This window comes from Janthinobacterium breve, from assembly GCF_051380895.1.
Classification (GTDB): domain Bacteria; phylum Pseudomonadota; class Gammaproteobacteria; order Burkholderiales; family Burkholderiaceae_D; genus Janthinobacterium.
The window spans coordinates 460,685-481,963 of the sequence record NZ_JBNYXY010000003.1 but is presented as its reverse complement, the minus strand read 5'-3'; the positions used below and the strand labels follow the sequence as shown (position 1 = coordinate 481,963).

20 protein-coding genes and 1 pseudogene are annotated in these 21,279 nt (G+C 56.3%); 15 read left to right on the top strand and 6 right to left on the bottom strand.

What is annotated here, in order from left to right; translation table 11 throughout:
- The first annotated feature begins 27 nt into the window (after nucleotides 1-27).
- Entirely contained in the window at nucleotides 28-468 is a 441-nt protein-coding gene (locus tag ACQ4W0_RS07595) for a type II toxin-antitoxin system YafO family toxin (protein ID WP_436576194.1), read from the top strand.
- A gap of 222 nt (nucleotides 469-690) precedes the next feature.
- Nucleotides 691-1,026 (top strand): FKBP-type peptidyl-prolyl cis-trans isomerase, encoded by a 336-nt coding sequence (locus ACQ4W0_RS07590; protein ID WP_436576193.1) that lies wholly within the window; start codon nucleotides 691-693, stop codon nucleotides 1,024-1,026.
- A gap of 16 nt (nucleotides 1,027-1,042) precedes the next feature.
- Here ACQ4W0_RS07590 and ACQ4W0_RS07585 read toward each other — a convergent pair whose 3' ends face one another.
- Nucleotides 1,043-1,519: a DUF2726 domain-containing protein gene (locus ACQ4W0_RS07585; RefSeq protein WP_436576192.1), complete on the bottom strand. Its 477-nt coding sequence runs from the start codon at nucleotides 1,517-1,519 to the stop codon at nucleotides 1,043-1,045.
- A 97-nt stretch (nucleotides 1,520-1,616) separates the two neighbouring features.
- Nucleotides 1,617-2,330 carry a YjjG family noncanonical pyrimidine nucleotidase gene (locus tag ACQ4W0_RS07580; protein ID WP_436576191.1) on the bottom strand — a complete coding sequence of 238 codons (714 nt, stop codon included), beginning with the start codon at nucleotides 2,328-2,330 and terminating at the stop codon, nucleotides 1,617-1,619.
- A 130-nt stretch (nucleotides 2,331-2,460) separates the two neighbouring features.
- Here ACQ4W0_RS07580 and ACQ4W0_RS07575 point away from each other — a divergent pair, with 130 nt between their 5' ends.
- Both ACQ4W0_RS07575 and ACQ4W0_RS07570 read left to right on the top strand, forming a co-directional pair.
- Nucleotides 2,461-3,186, top strand: a complete 726-nt coding sequence (locus ACQ4W0_RS07575) for a pyridoxine 5'-phosphate synthase (RefSeq protein ID WP_436576190.1) — start codon at nucleotides 2,461-2,463, stop codon at nucleotides 3,184-3,186.
- A 65-nt stretch (nucleotides 3,187-3,251) separates the two neighbouring features.
- A pseudogene (locus tag ACQ4W0_RS07570) lies at nucleotides 3,252-3,704 on the top strand (DUF2947 family protein); the annotation flags it as partial.
- A 67-nt stretch (nucleotides 3,705-3,771) separates the two neighbouring features.
- Here ACQ4W0_RS07570 and ACQ4W0_RS07565 read toward each other — a convergent pair.
- Together ACQ4W0_RS07565 and ACQ4W0_RS07560 are read right to left on the bottom strand one after the other, a co-directional pair.
- Entirely contained in the window at nucleotides 3,772-3,927 is a 156-nt protein-coding gene (locus tag ACQ4W0_RS07565; protein WP_436576189.1) for a hypothetical protein, read from the bottom strand.
- Nucleotides 3,928-4,171: 244 nt separating this feature from the next.
- Nucleotides 4,172-4,663, bottom strand: a complete 492-nt coding sequence (locus ACQ4W0_RS07560) for a DUF4265 domain-containing protein (protein WP_436576188.1) — start codon at nucleotides 4,661-4,663, stop codon at nucleotides 4,172-4,174.
- 121 nt (nucleotides 4,664-4,784) lie between these two features.
- Between ACQ4W0_RS07560 and ACQ4W0_RS07555 the strand changes: the two genes are divergently transcribed.
- Nucleotides 4,785-5,213, top strand: a complete 429-nt coding sequence (locus ACQ4W0_RS07555; RefSeq protein WP_436576187.1) for a GFA family protein — start codon at nucleotides 4,785-4,787, stop codon at nucleotides 5,211-5,213.
- Between the two features lie 99 nt (nucleotides 5,214-5,312).
- Here ACQ4W0_RS07555 and ACQ4W0_RS07550 read toward each other — a convergent pair whose 3' ends face one another.
- Nucleotides 5,313-6,119 (bottom strand): Crp/Fnr family transcriptional regulator, encoded by an 807-nt coding sequence (locus tag ACQ4W0_RS07550; RefSeq protein WP_436576186.1) that lies wholly within the window; start codon nucleotides 6,117-6,119, stop codon nucleotides 5,313-5,315.
- Between the two features lie 462 nt (nucleotides 6,120-6,581).
- Here ACQ4W0_RS07550 and ACQ4W0_RS07545 point away from each other — a divergent pair, with 462 nt between their 5' ends.
- Nucleotides 6,582-8,261 (top strand): methyl-accepting chemotaxis protein, encoded by a 1,680-nt coding sequence (locus tag ACQ4W0_RS07545; protein WP_436576185.1) that lies wholly within the window; start codon nucleotides 6,582-6,584, stop codon nucleotides 8,259-8,261.
- Nucleotides 8,262-8,269: 8 nt separating this feature from the next.
- On the opposite strand, the gene ACQ4W0_RS07540 is transcribed toward ACQ4W0_RS07545, so the two are convergent.
- Nucleotides 8,270-8,521 carry an oxidoreductase-like domain-containing protein gene (locus tag ACQ4W0_RS07540; protein ID WP_436576184.1) on the bottom strand — a complete coding sequence of 84 codons (252 nt, stop codon included), beginning with the start codon at nucleotides 8,519-8,521 and terminating at the stop codon, nucleotides 8,270-8,272.
- 318 nt (nucleotides 8,522-8,839) lie between these two features.
- On the opposite strand from ACQ4W0_RS07540, the gene ACQ4W0_RS07535 reads away from it, so the two are divergent.
- The 9 genes from ACQ4W0_RS07535 to ACQ4W0_RS07495 all read left to right on the top strand — a co-directional run bounded on the left by ACQ4W0_RS07535 (nucleotide 8,840) and on the right by ACQ4W0_RS07495 (nucleotide 21,203).
- Nucleotides 8,840-10,375, top strand: coding sequence for a DEAD/DEAH box helicase (locus ACQ4W0_RS07535; protein WP_436576183.1), 1,536 nt, complete (start codon nucleotides 8,840-8,842; stop codon nucleotides 10,373-10,375).
- Nucleotides 10,376-11,909: 1,534 nt separating this feature from the next.
- The gene (locus ACQ4W0_RS07530; RefSeq protein WP_436576182.1) at nucleotides 11,910-12,998 is read left to right on the top strand and encodes a DegT/DnrJ/EryC1/StrS family aminotransferase; all 1,089 of its coding nucleotides are present in this window, start codon (nucleotides 11,910-11,912) and stop codon (nucleotides 12,996-12,998) included.
- Between the two features lie 5 nt (nucleotides 12,999-13,003).
- Entirely contained in the window at nucleotides 13,004-14,134 is a 1,131-nt protein-coding gene (locus tag ACQ4W0_RS07525; protein ID WP_436576181.1) for a DegT/DnrJ/EryC1/StrS family aminotransferase, read from the top strand.
- A 40-nt stretch (nucleotides 14,135-14,174) separates the two neighbouring features.
- A complete protein-coding gene (locus tag ACQ4W0_RS07520) occupies nucleotides 14,175-15,188 on the top strand; it encodes a polysaccharide biosynthesis protein (protein WP_436576180.1) in 1,014 nt (337 codons plus the stop codon).
- A 108-nt stretch (nucleotides 15,189-15,296) separates the two neighbouring features.
- A complete protein-coding gene (locus tag ACQ4W0_RS07515; protein WP_436576179.1) occupies nucleotides 15,297-16,805 on the top strand; it encodes a lipopolysaccharide biosynthesis protein in 1,509 nt (502 codons plus the stop codon).
- A 58-nt stretch (nucleotides 16,806-16,863) separates the two neighbouring features.
- A complete protein-coding gene (locus ACQ4W0_RS07510) occupies nucleotides 16,864-18,048 on the top strand; it encodes a glycosyltransferase family 2 protein (RefSeq protein ID WP_436576178.1) in 1,185 nt (394 codons plus the stop codon).
- A 110-nt stretch (nucleotides 18,049-18,158) separates the two neighbouring features.
- Nucleotides 18,159-19,199 (top strand): EpsG family protein, encoded by a 1,041-nt coding sequence (locus tag ACQ4W0_RS07505; protein WP_436576177.1) that lies wholly within the window; start codon nucleotides 18,159-18,161, stop codon nucleotides 19,197-19,199.
- A 3-nt stretch (nucleotides 19,200-19,202) separates the two neighbouring features.
- Nucleotides 19,203-20,009, top strand: a complete 807-nt coding sequence (locus ACQ4W0_RS07500; protein WP_436576176.1) for a glycosyltransferase family 2 protein — start codon at nucleotides 19,203-19,205, stop codon at nucleotides 20,007-20,009.
- A gap of 102 nt (nucleotides 20,010-20,111) precedes the next feature.
- The gene (locus ACQ4W0_RS07495; protein WP_436576175.1) at nucleotides 20,112-21,203 is read left to right on the top strand and encodes a DUF1972 domain-containing protein; all 1,092 of its coding nucleotides are present in this window, start codon (nucleotides 20,112-20,114) and stop codon (nucleotides 21,201-21,203) included.
- The last annotated feature ends 76 nt before the right edge of the window (nucleotides 21,204-21,279 follow it).

Sequence of the window (21,279 nt, the reverse complement as noted above, 5' to 3'; positions counted from 1 at the left end):
CTGAGTGAAAAACTATAATGAAAAGCTATGGGCGTACAAATTACTGAGGTTTTGAAAAAAACAATGTTGGCTGAGGGCTTGAACGTTGATGAGTTTTTGTCGCAGTTTGAGCACTGGAAGGCAGGCGACGAGTACAGTAGCAAATGGTTTGGTAAGGATGGCGCTTACGCGCGTCCGAACGTAGATGGCAAGAAATATATGCTTAGGCATGTTCATTTGGTCCCCATTGCCGATATCGCACAGTTGGCGCAATGGAACGTCAAGTTCAAGCGTAAGAGTCGAAAGACCAGTGATCGGGCACTCGTGTACGTTTCGAACGGCAAGGGGGACTATCTGTTGATCTTTATCTTGGAAGAGCCAGATGCTCATGAGGTGGCTGAGATGAAGACATCTGAACATCGTGAAGTGATGTCTGGTTTTGCAGAGGTAGCCGCAGAATTCTTGGATACAGGTAAGATTATTGCTTAAGATGAAATAGTGTTTTTTAAACTTTATTAGTGAAGGTTTGAGATGATGCTTGGCTGCATTTTGTAGAGCATGTGTCTCATAATCCGTTGGTGCCGTGTTCGACTCACGGGAGGCCCACCAGAATTTAGCAGCAATAGAACGAGCCCCGGCGGGTGACTGCCGGGGCTTTTTTCGTGCTGTCGTACAATCGCGGCTTGGTGCTTTGATGAAGGATGAAACGAGATGACGGCTGAAGTGAATATTGACGATATCGTCGTCGGTGACGGCAAGGCGGCGGCGCGCGGCGCGCTGATCATGGCGCACTACCGGGGCTGGCTGGAAGATGGCACGGAGTTCGACTCGTCGTATCAGCGGGGCGAGCCTTTTCGCTGTGTGTTGAGCAATAACAAGGTCATCCAGGGCTGGATTTTGGGTTTGCACGGCATGCAGGTCGGTGGCACGCGCAAGCTGTGGGTGCCGGCGGCGCTGGCGTATGGCGAGCGGCAGGTGGGTTTGATTCCGCCGAATTCCAATTTGATCTTCGAGATTGAGTTACTGGAAGTATTGACGCGCGACTGATGTCTGGATGGTGTAATCAGGCAGATACGACGCCGGCTTTTTTCATTAGCAGTTGTTCGACATCGGCGCGCAGCGCTTGCTGGCTGGGGAAGTTTGCATAGCGCAAGGTCACGTAGCCGGCCAGCCTGAGCATGGCGTCGCGTTCCTTGTCCTGGCGTTCGCGGCCGGCGTGGCTGCGGTCGTCTAGCTCAATAATGGCGATGACGTTCAGTTGCTGGCTGCACAGGACAAAATCGGCCACCTTGCGGTCGAAACGGTTTCTGTTTGCCCATCCTTTTGCCGTCACCAGCGCTGAAAACGCCACTTGCGCCAACACTGTGCATTCCGGCAAGGCAGTCTGCAGCAGCTGGTACATCTGTTGTTCGCGCGCCGTCATGACGGATTTTTTTTGCAGCCTCAGCGGCCCGCGCGACTTGCCAGTTTGGCGCGTGGCCAGCATGACAAAGAACAGGATCAAGGCCGCGATGGCGAGCAGGACGATGAAGGGAGGCATGGGCTGGCACCGGGATGGATGAGTCCTGATGGTACGCGAGTAGCGGCCTGTTTTCGTGCTGCTGCCAGCGTATTTCAGGTGGTGCGTTTGTTCAGGATCAAGCCTGTTTCAGCTTGACTTGCATCAGGTCCAGCGCCGGCACGATGTCATGCAGGCTGGCCACTTCACAAGTGGGAACGGCGGCCGAGGTATTGGCTATGCTGTCCGGGTTGAACCAGCAACTGTCGATGCCGTAGCGGTTGGCGCCGAGGATGTCGGCGTCCAGGCGGTCGCCGATGATGATGGTCGTTTCCTTGCTGAACGCGCGCGCCATGTTGGCCGCGTATTCGAAGAAGCGCACGTCCGGCTTGGCGTAGCCGCACGCTTCGGAGGTGGCGACGAAGGAAATGTAGTCGCTCAGGCCGGAGGCGGCGATGCGACGATTCTGGATGGATTCGACGCCGTTGGTGATAATGCCCACTTCACCGATACGCGACAGCGTTTCGCACACTTGCTTGGCGCCATCGATGAGCACGACCGTGTCCGGCAGGGACTCCAGATACAAACGGCTGGCCAGTTCCGGGTCGATGGCGATGCCGTTCAGTGCAAACGTCTTGCGGAAGCGCTCCACTTTCAGGAAATCCTTGCTCACGTCACCCGTCTCGAAACGTTTCCACAGATCGACGTTGATCGCCTGGTATTGGGTGAACAGGTCGTCGATGCCGTCGCGCAAGTCCAGTTCGTGCATGGTGTGCAGGAACGAGCGTTTTTCAGACGCCTTGAAATCGAGCAGGGTATCGTCCAGGTCAAACAGGAATAGCTGGTAGGTCATGGTATGTATTGAAAGCGTGGAAATCTAGCTTGCATCGTAGCATGTAGCGCTGAGTTCGGTTGGCCGTGCCCTGTGCGGGAGAACCGCTACAATCGCTGCCAGACTCGTTACCTTCACTCCATTTCCTTTCATGACCCAGCTTTCCGTCAACGTCAATAAAATCGCCCTGCTACGCAATTCGCGCGGCCGCAATTTCCCGGACCTGCCCGCGTTTTCCGCGCGCTTTCTCGACTTGGGCGCCGCCGGCATCACCTTGCACCCGCGCCCGGACCAGCGTCATGCGCGCTATGATGATGTTGAGCCGTTGCAGCGCCTGTGCGCGGAACGGGGACGCGAGCTGAATGTAGAGGGCTATCCGGCGGCGGATTTTTTGGATGTGGTGAAAAGCGCGCGTCCGGCGCAATGCACGCTGGTGCCCGATATACCGGGCCAACTGACCTCCGATCACGGCTGGGATATTGAAAAGCATGCGGCGCTGTTGCGTCCCGCCATTGCGCAATTGAATGACCTGGGCATCCGCGTCAGCCTGTTTGTCGATGCCGATTATCCGGCGCTGGAATGGGCGCGCGAGGTGGGCGCGGCGCGCGTTGAACTGTACACGGAGCGGTTTGCCGAGAGTTATGGCGGCGCGCAGGCCGATGCCGTATTTGACACGTATTTGCAGGCGGCGCAGCGGGCACAGGCGTTGGGCCTGGGCGTGAATGCCGGGCATGACCTCGATTTGCACAACCTGGCGCGCTTCCTGGAGATTCCCGGCATCCTGGAAGTGTCGATAGGCCATGCACTGGTGGTCGAGTGCATCGAGCAGGGCATGGACAAGGTGCTCGGCAGCTACCTTGCGATATGTCAATCGTAGGAGTCTTGGGCGACGACGCTGGCCGGTCGTTGCCGCCTGAGCGGGACTGACCGTTCTTCGATGCCGATTTTTCCGTGTCGGCAGAGATGCTGGAGCAGGTGCAAGCGCTGACACCCGATGCTGCGGCGCAACTGTGGACGCGCCATGTGTCGGCCCATCCCGATGAAATACACCCCATGCGGCTGCGCGAGGGGCGCTGCCTGCAGCCGACAGTATCGGGCCCGGACTGGCTGGCCGAGTTTGATGCCGTTTTCAGAGAGCACCCGACGCAGGATGGCCGCGTGGCCGCGTTTCTTTCTTCCCACTTTCACGCTGCCGAGGCGGTACCCGTCTTTTTCATGGCCAGCCGCGCGCTCGTCTACGCGCTGACGCCGGCCGCGCTTGCCAGATGCTGGCCTTGTCTGCTGGCCATTTTTGACGAGGGACCCTTGCTGTACCAGCCCGCCACGGGCAAGTTCGTCTGGTGCCGGCCACAGGGGGCGCTGGCGGGCGGTGAGGACAGGCTGCAGCCAATTTGACGGGAACGATCTATTCATGCCTCAATTCGGTAGCGGTATCAGCTCCACTGAATGCCAGCCGCGTTGCCTAGTTACACCGAAACCTGACCATTTTCGTTCGTTGTTTAATGGCCGCGGTGCACTGTTTAATTTCTGGCAAAGCCATGCGCAGGTAGCGGCCGTTGACGAAGGTGGCAATCACCGTGCCTTTCGACATGCCGCCTTTTTCCAGCAGGTCCGGCACTTTGTCTCCTTCGCGTCAAAGCGATGAGGCGTGGGCGCCAGTGAGGTGTCTGACCAGGGTAACGCACTCGCCATTTCCCACGATTGGCTTTGCATAGTCGGCGCGCGCAAGGTAGGCATAGCGTTTCTCTCTGTGGTTGACGATAGAGAGAGCGTATGCAGGGCGCGGGCAAGCAGCTTGATGTGTGCCAGAGCAATACGGAGCATCGACATGTGTCATGGCCCTGCCTGGCGCACGGGCATGCTTACATATCCACCCACCAGTTGAGCAAGGTTTCATCGTCGTCGTCATCGAGGTTGACGTAGATATTGGCGAAGTACCATTCCACTCCCGTCGCTGTGCGGAAGGCGTCGAAGGGGCCGTTGACGTTGTAGATGCCGTGGTGTCCCGGCACGCTGAAGGTAAGATTGCCCTTGTACTGGCCGTCCATGGTGCCGCCCAGTTGGCTTTGCACGTCGCGTTCGAGCTGGTCCACCGCTTCTTGCGGCACGTCGTCGGCGTAGATCTGGATGCAGAAGTTGCCGCCGCGCTTTAATACTTCGGCGGGGGTGAGCGGGTCGGCAATGTTGACGATGTCGCCGCGCGCCAGGTTCAGGGTCAGCCCGGGCGAGGCCAGCAGTTCGTAGACGTGCTCGTCAATCTGGCGTGCCGGCAGGGTTTCATACACGGGGCCGTCTGTGTTTTCGCCTGCCAGTACGCGGATATGCGGCAAGCCTACACAATTGATGTCTTCCATTCATTCTTTCATAGTGCCGGCGCGATGCGCTGCGCGCCGCGCCAGGGAGGGGTTTATGGCAATATTGTACCGGGTACGTGCCAGCTGGCGGGGTACGCAACGGTGCAAACGAGGAGAGGCAATGGAGAAAGTGGTGCAGGCAGGCGGCTGTTTATGTGGCGCGGTGCGCTTCGAGGTGACCGGCGAGGGCAGCAATCCGCACAGCTGTTCCTGCCGAAATTGCCAGCAGCACACGGGCGCGCCGACGGTGGCGTGGATGGAGTTTGCGCGCGATCAAGTGCGCTGGACGGGCACGGCCGGTGCACCGGCCACCTACCGTTCTTCCGGGTATTCCAGCCGGGCCTTTTGCGCCGCTTGCGGCAGTTCCATCGGCGCCATCGACGATGCGCCCACGCTAGCCTTGCTGGTCGGTAGTTTTGATGATGCTGCCCAGGCAGCCTTTGCGCCCGAGTACCACTCGTTTGACGATGCCAGGCCGGGCTGGTGGCCGGTCGCCAGTAGCGTTGCCGATGAGTCACGTCTGGTGTGTGGCGTAGAGCCGCGTGGCTGAAACTGGCCTGCGGGGTATCGTGCGAAAAATCTGGTGCATGCACTGGAATGAAAAAAGCACGCCGAAGCGTGCTTGCGCTGATTCATTAGCGCCGATTACTTAGTTATGTGTGCTGATGCCGCTGCGAAACTGCTCGAAACCGGCACGCGCTGCCTTGTAGCAATTGCCGGCGGCCGCTTCCAGGCCTTCGCGGTCGAGCACTTCGACCGTGCCGCGGCGATACTGGATCAGGCCTTCGTCTTGCAGCTTGCGGGCCGTGACGGTAACGCTTTCGCGGCGCACGCCCAGCATGTTGGCCATGGTGTCTTGCGTAACTTTTAACTCGTTCGACAGGGAACGGTCAAGGCGGTCCAGCAGCCAGCGGCACAGTTTTTGTTCGATGCTGCAATGACGGCCGCCCACCACGTTCTGCGCCATTTGCGCAAACATGGCGCTGGTGTAGCGCATCAGTAATTGCGCAAGCGCACCACCCTCATTGAACACTTCACGCAGGAAGGCAGTTTTCAGGCGGTAGCCGTAACCAGCGGTCTGTACGATGGCGGTGCAAGTGGCGCGCTCGGCTTCGTACAGCACCACGCCAGCGACACCTTCGCGGCCGATGACGGCGATCTCGGTGGTGGCGCCGTCTTCCATTACATACAGCAGGGAAACGATGGCGTTGGTGGGGAAATACGTGTATTCAATCTTGCCGCCGCAATCGAACAGGTGCTTGCCAGCAGGCAAAGCGACCAGTTCCAACTGGCAAAACAGGCGCTCCAGATCGGTGCGCGACAAGGCGCGCAGCAATTCGTTCTGTTGCGCGCCCGTGATGCTGATTATGGGCGTTGTTGACGCGGCTTGCCAGTTGTGCTGGGCGGCGGCGTGGCTATTCGTTGCTGGGGTCAGGTTGCTATAAGCTTTGTACATGGTAGGGCCTCGTTTTCTGATTTTGTTGGATGGCGCTGCTTTTCTGGCTTGCTAGCGTTGTGCTGAATCTTGTATCCACTATAGGACGAGGGGACGCGGGTGGGCATCGGATGAGCCGACGCGCTTATGTAGGCTAGGAACATTGCCTCGTGTCATCCGACTCCTACGCATGCTTCTGCATTTTCCCCTGTGGAAACAACGGTGCCTGGGCAAAATGCGACACGCTGCCCGCTACACGCGAACTTTGGACTCAGGCCGCGGTCAAACCACTCTGCGTGACAGCACGACGGTGATAAGATGTTGCCTTGTGGAAATTTGATGCGCGTTTCGATAGGAGTTGCTGCGCTTGCTCTTAACCCTGGCCACTTCCGCTTCACCCTGCCCTCATTGCTGGCGCCATGCATGTGCCTGTGCGCGCGCCTGTCTTGTCCCGTTTACCCGTTTAATGAAGGAATGCAACGCATGAAATGGTTTTTTGATTTGAAAATTGCCACCAAGCTGATCTTGTCGTTTGGCACCGTGCTGTTGTTGACGGCGGCGCTGGGCGTGTCGGCGATCTTTTCCATGGCGCGCATCAATACCGCGTCGACGGACCTGTCCACCAACTGGATGCCTAGCGTGCTGGCAGCGATGTCCATGCGCAGCGACGTCAGCGATTTCCGCCGCTGGGAACTGGCGCACATGCTGGCCGCGCAGGATGCCGACATGGCGCAGAATGAAACGCGCATGACGGAAACGCAGACCAAGCTGAAGGCCGATGGGGACAACTACCGCCGCCTGATTTCCGAACCGGGCGAGCAGGAAGTCTTCGAGCGCTTCCTGGCGCTCAACGATGAATTCATGCGCCTGCATGCAGCCATGCTGAGCCTGTCACGCGAGATGAAGAAGGAAGAGGCGCGCGCGCTGGCCGTGGGACCGTCGGCCAAGGTCATGGCGGACATGATGGTGGTCCTGGATAAGCTGGTGTCGATTAACACGGACGGCGGCGTGCGCTCGAGTGCCAGCGCCGATGCAACGTATGCGGCCTCGCGCGCCAGCCTGATCGGTTTGCTGGTGGGCATCGTCGTCATCGGCATGCTGCTGGCGCTGTGGGTGGCGCGCAGCGTGGCGCGCCCGTTGATCGCGGCCGTTGGCGTGGCGCGCCAGGTGGCGGCCGGCGACTTGACGGCGCATATCGTTGTGCAATCGCAAGATGAAACAGGGCAATTAATGCAGGCCCTGAAAGACATGAATGCCAGCCTGCAGAACCTGGTGGGCCAGGTGCGCAGCGGCACTGATACCATTGCTACGGCGTCGAGCCAGATTGCCGCCGGCAACCAGGATTTGTCGTCGCGCACGGAAGAGCAGGCCAGTTCGCTGGAAGAAACGGCTTCCTCGATGGAAGAACTGACCTCGACCGTCAAACAGAATGCAGATAATGCGCGCCAGGCCAACACCATGGCGCTGACCTCGTCGAGCATCGCCATCGAGGGCGGCAAGGTCGTCAGCGAAGTGGTGGGCACGATGGCGTCGATCAATGCCTCGTCGCGCAAGATCGTCGACATCATCGCCGTCATCGACGGCATTGCTTTCCAGACCAATATTCTGGCCCTGAATGCCGCCGTCGAGGCCGCGCGCGCGGGCGAGCAGGGGCGCGGCTTTGCCGTCGTGGCCACCGAAGTGCGCAACCTGGCGCAGCGCTCGGCTGCGGCGGCCAAGGATATCAAGGTCCTGATCGGTGATTCTGTCGAGAAAGTCGAGGCGGGATCCGTACTGGTGGACCAGGCGGGCCGCACGATGGATGATATCGTTGCCAGCATCACCCGCGTGACGGACATCATGAGCGAGATCACTGCCGCCAGCAGCGAGCAGAGCGCCGGTATCGAGCAAGTCAACCAGGCCATCGCCCAGATGGACCAGGTGACGCAGCAAAATGCGGCCCTGGTAGAAGAGGCGGCCGCGGCGGCCGAATCGATGCAGGAGCAGGCGGCCAGCCTGAGCGCCGTGGTCAGCATCTTCAAGCTCGACGTTGCCAGCGCCGCCGTGAGCCGGCCGCGCGCACCAGTCAAGGCGCCGGTAGTAGTCGCGTCCGCACCGGCGTCGCGTCAATTGGCCAGCACGGCGCGTCGCACGGCGCCAGTGGATGAGTGGGAAAGCTTTTAATTAAGAAATTAAGCGCGCTTGCGCGGTGTTTTGATGCTTTTGGTGGCAGGCGCGGCAACGGCTTGCTGGCGCTGTTGCCATGCCCTCAGGGCCTCTTCGTAGGCGGCCAGGTCTTCCTGGTACATTTCCAGCACGCAAAAGGTGCAACCGCTGTGGCAACACTCGTCATTGCCCGGCTTGCTGGGTGCTTGCGGTTGCGGATCGTGGGCTAAAGGCGGGGTAGGCATGGTGAGGGCAGGGGACGGCGGAGCTGGCATCATACGGCATTCCGGCGTGCCATTGCTGGAACGCTTTTTGCTCAAAAATCACGGTTTCCGTGTACAGTTGCGGTGAATTAGGGTATCGTTTACAGCACTGATATTGTATCTTCTGCGCGCGATGTTCCGCCGGCGCGATCTCCGCCGCCATCGCAGCACATCTCTTCGACGCTCCCGCATACGCCATACAGCATGTCCCGGAGCACGGAGGTGCCGCAAGAACGATGATCCATGGCTTGCAAGACGGAGCTGCCTGTGCCCCGAAATGTTGTTTATTGAGAAAGCATGGCTTCCGCAGTGCGGAGGCACACCAGAAAATTTATGTCTGAAACCGAATCGACTCCTACGCCCAGCCCGGCGATTGCCCCTGAAGCGGCACCCGCTGCTGCACCTGCCGCATCCGCTGCCCCCACCCTGACTTTTGCCGACTTTGGCCTCGCGCCTGAAATCCAGCGCGCACTGACCGATCAGGGCTACACCCATCCGACACCGATCCAAGAACAAGCGATCCCCGTGGTGCTGCAAGGCCGCGATGTGATGGGCGCCGCGCAAACGGGCACCGGCAAGACGGCCGGTTTTTCCTTGCCGATCATCCAGCTGCTGCTGGCGCATGCCAGCAGCAGCATGTCGCCGGCCCGCCATCCGGTGCGCGCGCTGATCCTGACGCCGACGCGTGAACTGGCGGTGCAGGTGGCGGAAAACGTCAAGGCTTACGCCAAGCACACGCCATTGCGTTCGACTGTCGTTTTCGGCGGCATGGACATGAAACCGCAAACCGTCCTCTTGCGCGGAGGCGTGGAAATCGTCATCGCCACGCCGGGCCGCTTGCTTGATCATATCGAACAAAAGAACATCAGCCTGAGCCAGGTGCAGATGCTGGTCATGGATGAAGCGGACCGCATGCTGGACATGGGCTTCCTGCCGGACTTGCAGCGCATCATCAACTTGCTGCCGAAACAGCGCCAGAACCTGATGTTCTCGGCCACGTTCTCGCCAGAAATCAAGAAGCTGGCCGCAACCTTCCTCAACGATCCGCTGACGATCGAAGTGGCGCGCAGCAACCAGACGGCCGACAAGGTCACGCAAGTGGTCTACAAGGTGACGGAAGACCAGAAACACGCCGTGGTGGCCCATTTGCTGCGCCAGCGCGACCTGAAGCAGGTCATCATCTTTTCGAATACCAAGATCGGCGCTTCGCGCCTGGCACGCGTGCTGGAGCAGGAAGGCATGAGCGCCACCGCGATTCATGGCGACAAGAGCCAGCAGGAACGCATGGCGGCACTGGAATCGTTCAAGAAGGGCGAGATCGATGTGCTGGTCGCTACCGACGTGGCGGCGCGTGGCCTCGACATTTCTGACTTGCCTTGCGTCATCAACTTCGACTTGCCCTACAACGCGGAAGACTATGTGCATCGCATCGGCCGTACGGGCCGCGCCGGCGCTTCGGGCGACGCCATTTCGATCTATTCGGACAAGGACGAGCGCCTGCTGACGGACATCGAAAAACTCATCAAGCAAAGCATCAAGCGCGGCGAATTGACGGGTTTCAATCCGGCTCCCGCCCGCAGCAGCGACAGCGAACGCCGTCCGCCGCGCCGGACCGAAGGTAGCGAGGCGCGTCCCGCGCGCGCACCCGAGAGCCGCCATGCTGGCGAGAGCCGCGACAGTCGCTCTGCCGAGCGCAGCAGTACGCGTCCAGCCTTTGGTCCCGGCGCCCGCCGCGAAAAGGCTGATCCCTGGTTCCTGAAGCCGTATGAACCGGCCAAGGCAGCCGCTCCGGCGGCGAGCATGGCGCCTGTCGCGGTCAAGCCGAAGCAGAGGGTGGCGGCGTTGTTGGGTGGCTTGCTGAAGCAATAATGTCGTATGGAAAATGATGTAAGGCGCAGTCTTTATTCATGTTTTTGATATTAATAACGCTTGCTTCCTGTCGGTCTGGAAGAGATGCCCGCCCACCAAGGCGGGCTTTTTTTGTCGCGGTATAAATATACTTTTTCGATATTCAAGCAACGCTCGGTAATTCTTTATGCCTATGATGATGAATGATTAATTAAGATATACATTTTTATTTTTCATATCGTCAGGCATGGGCTGCAGTTAATTGATTTTGTCTTTGCCGGTTATTTGATCGAACACCACATTTAAATCCCTGTATTCTTTTGCGGCTACATCCGGCCTGTTTTTTTGCCTGTTTCTCGCCTGTTTTTACGGGGAGTACGGCGCCTGGGAAATTTCCATACCCCTCTTCAATGTGGCCCGGCCGCAGGCCGCCAGATGGCTGTGGTCCTGCCTGTGCTGGCGGTTTTGCCGTCTGATACCGATGCTAACGGCAGCAAGCTGCGGGGACTCTTTGCTGATTGCCTTGGGGTAAATCGGACGGCTTGAGTAGCTGAAATTTTTTGTGACAAGGTGTAAGACCCTTTTTTTATTGGATAAATTTGACATAGGCTATGGTTGAGTACAACTGTGAGCTATTGTTGAAAGTGCCATTCGTGCCTAGTTGTCTTTTGCTGTGTTGCAGGGCGTTGTCCTGACTATCCTGCGCGCATTGCGCCTCATGTGACGGCATCCTTGGGCACGAAAACACCACAGCGTATCTTTTCGCTTGCCGCGAGTGTATTTTTCATGGCGTTATTCTGGCGCGCCATGATTACTTATTTGGTAATATTGATATGTTGCTTGATAAGGGCGCCATTATTCTGTTTCTGGCGTTTTGAGTGCGTTGGTGTTGTACGTATTCTTGGGAAATTTAATATGTGCATTGCTGACGTGTTGTATTTTCTGTCGGGACGTGATTTGATTTCCGATGCCGGGCTCTGGTAATAAATGTGCGTTTCATTTAAAATGAATAGCCGCCTTTTGCGTTGCATGATGTTGACTTATTGATAATTTCCAGTGCCGGGTTTGTTTTTCTCCCACAATGGAATGCTTGGCCCAACACAAGGATTCGTTGATCTTTCTTGTAAAGGCAGCGCATGCGCGTCTCTCGCACGGTAGTGTCTGGAGTGCGATTGACGGCGCGAGTTGCATGGCAGAGCATGCGTCGCACAGCCGATACGCATTCAGCTTGGGGCGCATGCGTGTCTGGTGTGGTGTGGTGTCGCCAGACTGTGCGGCTTTGACAGTGCACAGTCCCCATGATCGTGGTGCGATCAAAGAAAATTGATTTCGCAAATGATTGTCAATGCGTAGGCAATTGCCTATGCATAGCGATGGGTCGCCGGCCCGTGGCAGTGCCAGCCTGTCTTCGTTCATTGCTCGCCGATACGGGGCAATGTGTGGTGTGAGCACTTTATGCCAGCATTGACGTATGGTATGCCGGGAAGTCGGGGTGCTGCTGCGCCTTTGCGTTGCTGCCCATTGTTTAGTGCCTTTGGTAAACCGAGAGTTGAAGATGATTCCTTTAGTAAAAGTTGGCTTCCCTGACAAGCAGGTCCTGATGCCTGCGCTTGAGCAAGTGCTGTATAGCGGCCAAGTTGGGGAGGGGGAGCTGGTCTACGAGTTTGAGCGACGTTTCGCCGAGCATTTTGGTCTGCCTTTTGCATTGGGGATGAGTAGCGGTACGGCAGCATTGCACGCAGCATTGCATCTGGCTGGCGTAATGCCTGGCGATGAGGTTATTTCGACCAGCATGACGGCGGAGCCAACGAATGTAGTCATCCTGCAAATGGGCGCGGTGCCCGTATTTGCTGATGTCGACGCGCTTTCTGGCAACATTGACCCCGCCGCCATCGAGGCGGGCATCACCAGCAAGACCAAGGCTATCCTGGTTGTGCACTATGCCGGGATGCCGGTGCGACTGGCCGAGATCGCTGCCATCGCGCGTCGTCACGGCATTGCGTTGATCGAAGATTGTGCGCATGCCATGGGTGCGCGCTACGATGGCGCGGCGATTGGCACCATAGGCGACTTTGCCATTTTCTCGCTGCAAGCCATCAAGCACATGACGACCGTTGACGGTGGCATGTTGACCATGCGCGATGCGTCGCTGATCCGAGAAGCAAAGAAATTCCGCTGGTTCGGATTGGAAAAGGGCGTGCCGCGTACCGAAGTCGACATCACGTCCATCGGTTATAAATACAATATGAATAATGTGACGGCCACGTTTGGGCTGGCGCAACTGCAAGACATTGATGCCCGTGTACTGAACCCGCACAAGGAAAACGGCCGTTATTTTGACCATGCTATCGGCGCCATTCCAGGTCTTGCCGTGGCCACGTTCGATGCGCTGGCCGAGCCCAGCTACTGGCTGTACACCGTCTTGTCGGATGACTCCGCCGATGTCGAACGTCGGCTTGCCGCCATCGGCGTGTCAGCATCGAAGCTGCATCGTCCGAACCACTTGCATAGCATTTTTAAGGAACTGGCCGCTCCCTTGCCGCAACTGGACACCTACTATCGCCGCATGGTGCATGTCCCGTGCGGCTGGTGGCTGGGTGCGGAAGATCGCGAGCGCATTGTCGACGCCTTAAAAAAAGGGTGATGTCCATGTCCGTACTGCCTTTGTTTGGTGTGGTGAATACGCCCGAGATGGAAGCGGCGGCCCTGTCCGTATTGCGCTCTGGGCGCATTGCGTCCGGCCCGCATGTTGCCGCATTCGAGGCTGGACTGGGGGAGTTGCTGGACCAGTCATATGTCGTGACCACTGTGGATATGACCAGTGCGTTGCACCTGGCCTTGTATTTGGCAGGCGTACGCCCGGGGGATGATGTGCTAACCACGGCTTTCGCCTGCCTGTCGACCAACTCGGCCATTGCCGGATGCGGCGGACGGCCCGTCTGGGTGGATGTGGCCCCCGCATCGGCCTGTATGGACGTGGCGGATTTTGAGCGTGCCATCACCCCGGCCACACGCGCCGTGATTCTGTATCACCTGGCCGGCTATCCGGGCCCGGCGCAGGCGATCGCTGAAATTTGCCGCCAGCGCGGCATTGTCTTGATCGAAGACTGCGACAACGCTTTGCTGGCGACAATCGATGGACAACAGGTGGGTACGTTCGGTGATTTCGCGGTGTTTTCTTTTTATCCGAACCGGCAAATCAATACTACCGAGGGGGGCGCGCTGGCGTGCCGTGATCCGGACGATGCTGTGCGCGCGCGCAAGCTGCGTCGTTTTGGAATCGATGCCAGCAGTTTTCGCACTGCGGCTGGTGAAATCAATCCGCAGTCCGATATTCCCCTCATTGGCTGGTCGATGGCCATGAATAATTTGTGCGCGGCGCTCGGCTCTGTACAATTGCAGGGAGTCGCGCAGCGCATCGCACAAACGCGCCTGCGTGCACAGCAGATCAAAGAAGGGCTGGCTTCCTGTGTCGGCTTGACCCTGTTGACGCCTAGCGCCGGCGCGCTGCCGTCACATTGGGCCGTATTAATTGCGGTTGAGCAACGTGATCTTGTCCTGGCAGCGCTGAAAGCGCGCGGCGTAGCAGCGTCAATATTGCATCAACGCAACGATATTTATTCCGGGTTTGTGGCTTGTCGCCGTGAATTGCCGAATACCGACATATTACAACGTAGCATAATCGCCCTGCCATGTGGCTGGTGGCTTTCCGCGCAGGACATCGAGCAACTGATCGCTGCCGTGAAGAGCGCGCTGCACGAGTCTGCCGATCAAGCCTGACGGCAGCGCTATTTTTAATTCTACCTTTACCTGGATTGACATGTTTGATAATAAAGTTTTAATGATTACTGGCGGCACTGGATCCTTTGGTAATACCGTGTTGAACAGATTCTTAAACACGAATGTCAAAGAGATTATTGTTTTTAGTCGCGACGAGAAGAAGCAGGAAGACATGCGGATCGCGTTGAACAACGATAAGGTCAAATTTCATATTGGCGATACGCGCGATTACCAGAGTGTCGCGCAAGCAATGGCTGGCGTGGATTATGTTTTCCACGCGGCGGCACTCAAGCAGGTACCATCATGCGAGTTTTATCCCATGGAAGCGGTGCGGACCAATGTGCTGGGCACGGAAAATGTCCTGAATGCGGCGATTGCCAATAACGTTCAAAAAGTCATTTTACTGAGTACTGACAAGGCGGTGTATCCAATTAATGCGATGGGTATTTCCAAAGCCATGGCCGAAAAAGTGCTGGTCGCCAAGTCGCGCATGGTGCGCCCGGGCGGCCCGGTGATGTGCGCCACGCGTTACGGCAATGTGATGGCATCGCGCGGTTCGGTGATTCCGCTGTTTATTGAAAAGCTCAAGGCTGGTGTACCGCTGACGGTGACAGATCCTGAAATGACCCGTTTTCTAATGTCGCTGGAAGATTCTGTTGACCTGGTAATTCATGCTTTCGAACATGGACAGCAAGGCGATATTTTTGTGCAGAAGGCGCCTGCCAGTACCATCGAAGTATTGGCGCAGGCTATACAGGAACTGTTTTCCAGCAATGTGCCCATCAAGGTGATCGGTACCAGGCACGGTGAAAAACTGTACGAGTCGCTGGTGTCGCGCGAAGAGATCGCCAAGGCAGAGGATATGGGTGATTATTATCGTGTGCCGGCCGATAACCGCGACTTGAACTACGATAAATTCATCCTGGATGGACAGCCCGAAGTGAATCAGACACAGGACTATACCTCGCATAATACGCTGCGCCTCGATGTCGAGGGCGTCAAGAAATTGCTGCTGTCCCTTGATTATGTGCAACAGGAACTGAAAAATAGCTGATAAGCAGCGGAAATGGTACGGCATCGATAACTGATGCCGAACATATTGCTTTAAGAATTAAAACAAAAATGAAATTTCTTATCTTGCTGCATCATTCCCCGGATATTCATGATTAAGCGGAATATCACCGCCAATATCGTGGGACGGGTATGGGGCTTCATTTCAGTGTATCTGTTTGTGCCCCTGTATCTGCACATGCTGGGGGCGGAAGCGTATGGCCTGGTAGGGTTTTATTCCACACTACTCGGTGTCATGGCGTTTGCCGACATGGGGTTTTCCGCTACCTTGAATCGCGAGATGGCACGCCTGTCAGCGAGCGCGAATGCGGCGCAGGAGCGGCGCGACCTGTTGCGCACCTACGAATTGAGCTACCTAGTGATTTGTTGCGTGATCGCTGTGGCGCTGTGGCTTGGCGCGCCATTGATTACCGAGCATTGGCTGCAGGCAAGTACCTTGCGTTCCGACGATATCACGCTGGCGATCCGCTTGATGGGCGTTGCCATTGCATTTCAGTTGCCCTCTGGCTTGTACATAGGTGGTTTGATGGGCTTGCAGCAACAAGTGCGTGCGAACTTCTTGCAGATTGCCTGGAGCGCCTACCGGGGCTTTGGCACCCTGTTGGTGTTGTGGCTGTTTTCGCCCACGATCGTCACCTTTGCTGTCTGGCAACTGGTGGCGAATGCGATTTATTGCCTTACGGTACGGTATGGCTTATGGCATGTGCTGAGAACCGATGGCGTACGCGCTGTCGGCTTTTTCCGTAAGCAAGTGTTTCATAATACCTGGCGCTATGCCTCAGGGATGGCGGGCATGGCGCTGCTGTCGATTTTGCTGACCCAAATCGATAAGTTGACGGTTAGCAAGATGTTGTCGCTTGAAATGCTGGGCTTTTATACGCTGGCCGGAACGCTTGCATCGGTCCCGTTGATATTGGCCAGTCCAATCGCCTCAGCAATTTTCCCCCGCTTTACAGAATTGGTCGCGCGCAATGAGCCGGAGCAACTCATTGCCCTGTATCACCAGACCTGCCAGTTTGTTGCCATTGTGACCGTGCCTGGCTGCTTGGTGGTGGCGCTGTTTTCGCAAGATGTGATTTATTTATGGACCGGTTCCGCAGCCAGTGCCCAAGCCGCTGCAATCGCCGCCTCGTTATTACTCGGCGGGCAAGTATTGCAAGCGCTCACAGTCGTGCCATATTATCTGGCTCTGGCGCATGGCAATATTCGCTTGAATTTGCAGGTCGGCATGGTGTCCGTGGTCGTCGTAACGCCGATGATGATTTACCTCGTGCTGCACCACGGTTTGGCTGGGGCTGGCTTGTCATGGCTGATCATGAACCTGTGCACGATGCCGCCGTATATGTATTTCTTGCATCGCAATTTTTTGCCGGGCCAGTTTGGACGGTGGTTCCGGCAAAGCCTGGCATTGCCGGTGTTAGCCAGTTTGCCATGCCTGATGTTGGGTTACTGGTGTCTATCTACCATCGATGACCGGTGGCTGCGCTTGTTGCTCATCGCTGTGACGGCAGTGCTGTCTATTGGATGCAGCGCGTTGTGCGCAGCAGATATCCGGCGTTGGCTGGCTAACACTAAATTTGCCCGACGGCTGCAGCATTAAAGCAGTATCTGATTGCATTGTTGATACACCACCCATTTGTTTATACATCATACTTATAATGCCTCTTCTGTCTGCAATCATTCCTACGCATAATCGTCAACGCTATGCGATCAATGCGATTACCACTATCCTGACAAACTTTCCGGACACGGAAGTCGTTGTGTCGGATACCAGCGATACCATGCAAATCGCTGAAGAGTTGGGGCATTGGATCGAATCGGGACGGCTGATTTATCACCATCCGCAACGTCCAATGGATGTGGTCAGCAATTTTCAGAATGGACTGCGCCTGGCAACTGGCGATTATCTGATCTTCCTCGGCGATGACGATTGCCTGGGACCCGGTGCAGAAGAGCTGGCGCGCTGGGCGCGCGATACGCAGGTCGAAGCTGCCGCTTGTTCCCTGGGTGCGGCTTACTTCTGGCCGGACTTCAAATCCCTGTATTTCGGGGCTGACTTTACTGCCAAGCTGACGGTGCAGCCATTTGCCGCCACCATTTCCCCGCTCGACGGACCGCAGGTGCTGCAGCAGGCATTGAAAAATCTGGGAACGGGTGTCATGTCAATGCCACGCGCCTATCTGGGCATGATGTCGCGTGCGCTCGCCGAACGTATCGAGCAAAAATATGGTGCGCTATTTGGCGGCGTCAGCCCTGATATCTATAGCGCGGCGCTGATTGCCGAGGAATCGCGCAGCAGCGTGCAGATCGATTTTCCTTTTATTATCGCCGGTAGTTCGGGGGGCAGCACCTCGGGACAAAGTGCGGAAGGAGGGCACAAGGGGGGCTTGCGCGACAATGCCCACATCGGTGCTTTCATCAATCTGGTGTGGGATCCCTTGATTCCTGAGTTCTACAGCGTGCCAACGGTCTGGTCTTACTCTTTCAAGGCGGCGATCGATAAGATCGGCAAAGCCGCCTATCGCCCCAATTTGCCCCGTCTGTATGCCAAGTGCTGCCTGCATCACCCTAAATACTGGCGCCAAACGAAGGCTGCCCTGTGTGCCTATGTCAAACGCGAACGTTATAGCCCCGCCTGTTTATCGTTTGTATGGGAACTGTTCCGCGAGTTTTCACGCCGGGCCTATCGTTTTATGCAGATCAAATTCAAACCGGCAATTAACCGCCAGGCATATGCCCAGCAACAGTTGACGAATATTGGCGAGGCATATGCGCATTTGTTGATGCATGTGCAACCGAGTCTGAGCCAGTTGCAATCCGCCATGAAAGAGTTCAAGCGCTGAGATGTTGCCGGAGTGCGTAGCCGGGCCCTTCGGTGCCTTGCACGTTGCGTGCCGCAGGTGTTGCTTCCCTGTAGCGCAAAGCCGGCACCGCCCCGTTTGAAAAAAGAAAAATGCCAATCGGTCAAGTTTATATACTCGTTTTCCTGCCGGTCTTGATACTCGGGATGTTTACCCAAGATAAGTCGCGTCTGTCATTTCAGATTGCGATGTGCTGCCTGATCACCTTGTGCGCCTTTGCCTTCCGTTCTCCGGAATTCGGCACGGATTCTTCAACATACCTGAACTATTTCTTGACGGCTTGCCAGGGAGGTGGCGGCGCCATCGAGGCAGATGACTATTCCTTCTATGTCATGGACTTCTTTTTCTCGATGGCGCCAGGGGTATTGTGCAACCGGTATGCTTTCGCGAGCATCTGGATTCTCTTCATCGTGTTGCCGATTTTGTTTATGAAGGGCAATATCCGGGTCAAGTTCTTCATGCTGTTCTTCCTGGTTATTTCCCCGGTTGGCACCGAGTTCTTTACCAATGCATTCAGGCAATCCGCATCGGCCATCCTGTTTTGCGTGGCTGTCTCGCGCGGAATGAAACACAAGTCTGGCCTGGTCTTCCTGGTCCTGTCGCTGCTGTTGCACAAAAGTTCATTGCTATTGCTGGCAATTTATCTGTTGTCCTGCTGTGACATGCGGCGCCTGCTCCAAGGCGGTTTGGTGGCCTTGCTCTGCCTGTTTATAGTGCCAGCGGACAGCGTCCTGTATGCACCGGTCAACGGTTTTACCTACGAGGTCACGAAATATCTGGCGCATGATAACGATGAAATTTTGGCACGGATCAGTATCTATGCCAGTTTTTTCTGCTTGTATGCGTTCATGCGTCATTTGAACAAGCGCGACTATATTGATCTGAAGCCCTACGCGAGTTTCCTGTGGCTGCTGTTTATCGCCAGCGTCCTGCTGTTCCCCCTGCCGTACTTCAGCTACCGGTTTGTGTATTCGATTTATCCGATCTTTGTGTGGTGCTTTGCCTATGAGCTTGAGCGCAGCCGAGCCTTGGAGATGTACCCGCGCGTGTACTGCTATGTCCTCGCGTCATTTAGCCTGACCATCGCTTTCCTGCTTGGTTCGTCTTCCATTAATTCGGTAAGCTTCTTTTAAATTATGACTATCGGAAAAACATTTGGCATTACCGTGGTCATTCCCGCATATGCGCGCTATGACGCTTTGCTTGATGCCATCGAGTCGGTCACGACCACCGCAATTGAACAGGTTGAGATCGTGGTCGTCGACGACTGCTCGCCCAATCTGGTGCTGGCAGAGAAATTGCCTGTTTGCAATTCATCGGGTGTGCCCGTACGGGTTTACCGCCTGGCGAAAAACAGTGGTCCCCAATCGGCACGCAACCTTGGCGTGCGCCGTGCGCGCTTCAGCTTCGTGGCGTTTCTGGACTCGGATGACCGGTTTGCTCCAGAGAAAATTGATTTCCTGCTTGGCTACCTGAAGCAGGGTACGTGCGACATTGTTTATCATCCCGTCGATACGCCGACCAACATCAATGCCATCAATGCGCGCTGGTATGCGGGGCGCCTGCGCCATTTGCCGTTCAAGTATCTGCTGGCGGCGCTCAATCCCGTGTATACCCCTTGCCTGGCAGTACGGCGTAACCTGGGCCTGGGCGTGCCGTTGATGCGCTATTGCGAAGATTATGCGTATCTGCTCAATATTAATGCGCGGGCCAAGGCCGTGCATTTCGTTCCTTTGCCGATGACGACGCTGTCGCGCGCGCCTGGCAGCACGGGCGGCCTGTCTTCCGCACTGTTCAAGATGCGTATGAATGAATTCCGCGCAAAGAAAGTGATGCTGCGCCATTGGCGCTTTTATGGCATAGGCTGCCTGTTGATTTCCATCGCATTCGGTTGCTTGAGAATATTGTCCGATGTGCTGAAGCTAAGGTATTTCCGGAAATAATTACCTGTATTGCCTATCGGATCGTCTTGCTGCAGGCAGTGTGCAGAGTATCCGCGAGAGGGTATTTGTGTTGAATGACAAGTTAAAAATGAAGGTTGGTAAATGAAGATTGCAATTATTGGAACGGTGGGCTTGCCGGCAAAATATGGTGGGTGGGAAACGCTGACCGAGCATCTGACGGATAATCTGTGCGACAAGTTTGCTATCACCGTATACTGCAGTGGTAAAAAATATGCCGAGCAGCCGCCGACGTACAAGGGCGTCAAGCTGAAATATGTCAATCTGGACGCGAATGGCGTGCAGAGTATTCCATACGATATCGTTTCCATGCTGTCCGCACTACGTTATGCGGACGTGCTTGTGATCCTCGGGGTCTCGGGCTGTATTTTCTTGCCTGTTATTAAGTTGCTGAGCAGGAAGAAAATCATCGTCAATATCGATGGCATGGAGTGGCGTCGGGCCAAATGGGGGCGTTTCGCCAAATGGTTTTTGAAGCTTTCCGAAGCGACGGCGGTGCGTTTTGCCGATGTAACGATTGCGGACAACAAGGCGATTCAGCAATACGTCAGCGCGCAATATGGCCGTCCCAGCGAATTGATTGCGTATGGTGCCGACCATGTGACGCAGCAGCCCATCAGCGGCGAAGTATTGCAGCGCTTTCCCTTCTTGCAGCATGATTATGCCTTCAAGGTATGCCGCATCGAGCCGGAAAATAATGTGCACTTGATCATCGATGTCTTTGCTTCGCAGACGCGCATGCCCCTGGTTATTGTCGGTAATTGGGCCAATAGCGCGTATGGGCAGGAGCTGAAGCAAAAATATGCGCAAGTGGCGCATGTGCACTTGCTTGAGCCGATTTATGACCAGAGCATCCTGAACCAGTTGCGCAGCAATTGCCGCATGTATGTGCATGGACACAGCGCCGGTGGAACGAATCCTTCGCTGGTGGAAGCGATGTATATGGGCTTGCCCATTCTGGCATTTGGCGTGAGCTATAACCGGGAAACAACGCAAAATCAGGCCCTCTACTTCGACGATGAAGCCGGTTTGCTGGCCATCCTCAATACCGTGCAGCCAGATGAGCTGCAGGCGATTGGGCGCACCATGAAGCGGATCGCCGAAGAAAATTATACGTGGAGCACAATTTCGGCGAAGTATGCTGCCTTGTTTGACACGCCGCGCCAGGTGCGCTAATGGCAGGATAAGCCGCGCATGCGGCGGACAGGCTGCCGGCCCGGTGTCCTGTTCCGATGTTTTTGATTAGGAATGT

Excerpts from the sequence above, each read along its gene's own strand:
- ACQ4W0_RS07585 (WP_436576192.1), bottom strand. The coding sequence starts at position 1,519 with ATGCCTCCCTTCATCGTCCTGCTCGCCATCGCGGCCTTGATCCTGTTC.
- ACQ4W0_RS07580 (WP_436576191.1), bottom strand. The coding sequence starts at position 2,330 with ATGACCTACCAGCTATTCCTGTTTGACCTGGACGATACCCTGCTCGAT.
- ACQ4W0_RS07545 (WP_436576185.1), top strand. The coding sequence starts at position 6,582 with ATGAAATGGTTTTTTGATTTGAAAATTGCCACCAAGCTGATCTTGTCG.
- ACQ4W0_RS07535 (WP_436576183.1), top strand. The coding sequence starts at position 8,840 with ATGTCTGAAACCGAATCGACTCCTACGCCCAGCCCGGCGATTGCCCCT.
- ACQ4W0_RS07540 (WP_436576184.1), bottom strand. The coding sequence starts at position 8,521 with ATGATGCCAGCTCCGCCGTCCCCTGCCCTCACCATGCCTACCCCGCCT.
- ACQ4W0_RS07560 (WP_436576188.1), bottom strand. The coding sequence starts at position 4,663 with ATGGAAGACATCAATTGTGTAGGCTTGCCGCATATCCGCGTACTGGCA.
- ACQ4W0_RS07575 (WP_436576190.1), top strand. The coding sequence starts at position 2,461 with ATGACCCAGCTTTCCGTCAACGTCAATAAAATCGCCCTGCTACGCAAT.
- ACQ4W0_RS07515 (WP_436576179.1), top strand. The coding sequence starts at position 15,297 with ATGATTAAGCGGAATATCACCGCCAATATCGTGGGACGGGTATGGGGC.
- ACQ4W0_RS07495 (WP_436576175.1), top strand. The coding sequence starts at position 20,112 with ATGAAGATTGCAATTATTGGAACGGTGGGCTTGCCGGCAAAATATGGT.
- ACQ4W0_RS07525 (WP_436576181.1), top strand. The coding sequence starts at position 13,004 with ATGTCCGTACTGCCTTTGTTTGGTGTGGTGAATACGCCCGAGATGGAA.
- ACQ4W0_RS07555 (WP_436576187.1), top strand. The coding sequence starts at position 4,785 with ATGGAGAAAGTGGTGCAGGCAGGCGGCTGTTTATGTGGCGCGGTGCGC.
- ACQ4W0_RS07550 (WP_436576186.1), bottom strand. The coding sequence starts at position 6,119 with ATGTACAAAGCTTATAGCAACCTGACCCCAGCAACGAATAGCCACGCC.
- ACQ4W0_RS07590 (WP_436576193.1), top strand. The coding sequence starts at position 691 with ATGACGGCTGAAGTGAATATTGACGATATCGTCGTCGGTGACGGCAAG.
- ACQ4W0_RS07505 (WP_436576177.1), top strand. The coding sequence starts at position 18,159 with ATGCCAATCGGTCAAGTTTATATACTCGTTTTCCTGCCGGTCTTGATA.
- ACQ4W0_RS07595 (WP_436576194.1), top strand. The coding sequence starts at position 28 with ATGGGCGTACAAATTACTGAGGTTTTGAAAAAAACAATGTTGGCTGAG.
- ACQ4W0_RS07510 (WP_436576178.1), top strand. The coding sequence starts at position 16,864 with ATGCCTCTTCTGTCTGCAATCATTCCTACGCATAATCGTCAACGCTAT.
- ACQ4W0_RS07530 (WP_436576182.1), top strand. The coding sequence starts at position 11,910 with ATGATTCCTTTAGTAAAAGTTGGCTTCCCTGACAAGCAGGTCCTGATG.
- ACQ4W0_RS07500 (WP_436576176.1), top strand. The coding sequence starts at position 19,203 with ATGACTATCGGAAAAACATTTGGCATTACCGTGGTCATTCCCGCATAT.
- ACQ4W0_RS07520 (WP_436576180.1), top strand. The coding sequence starts at position 14,175 with ATGTTTGATAATAAAGTTTTAATGATTACTGGCGGCACTGGATCCTTT.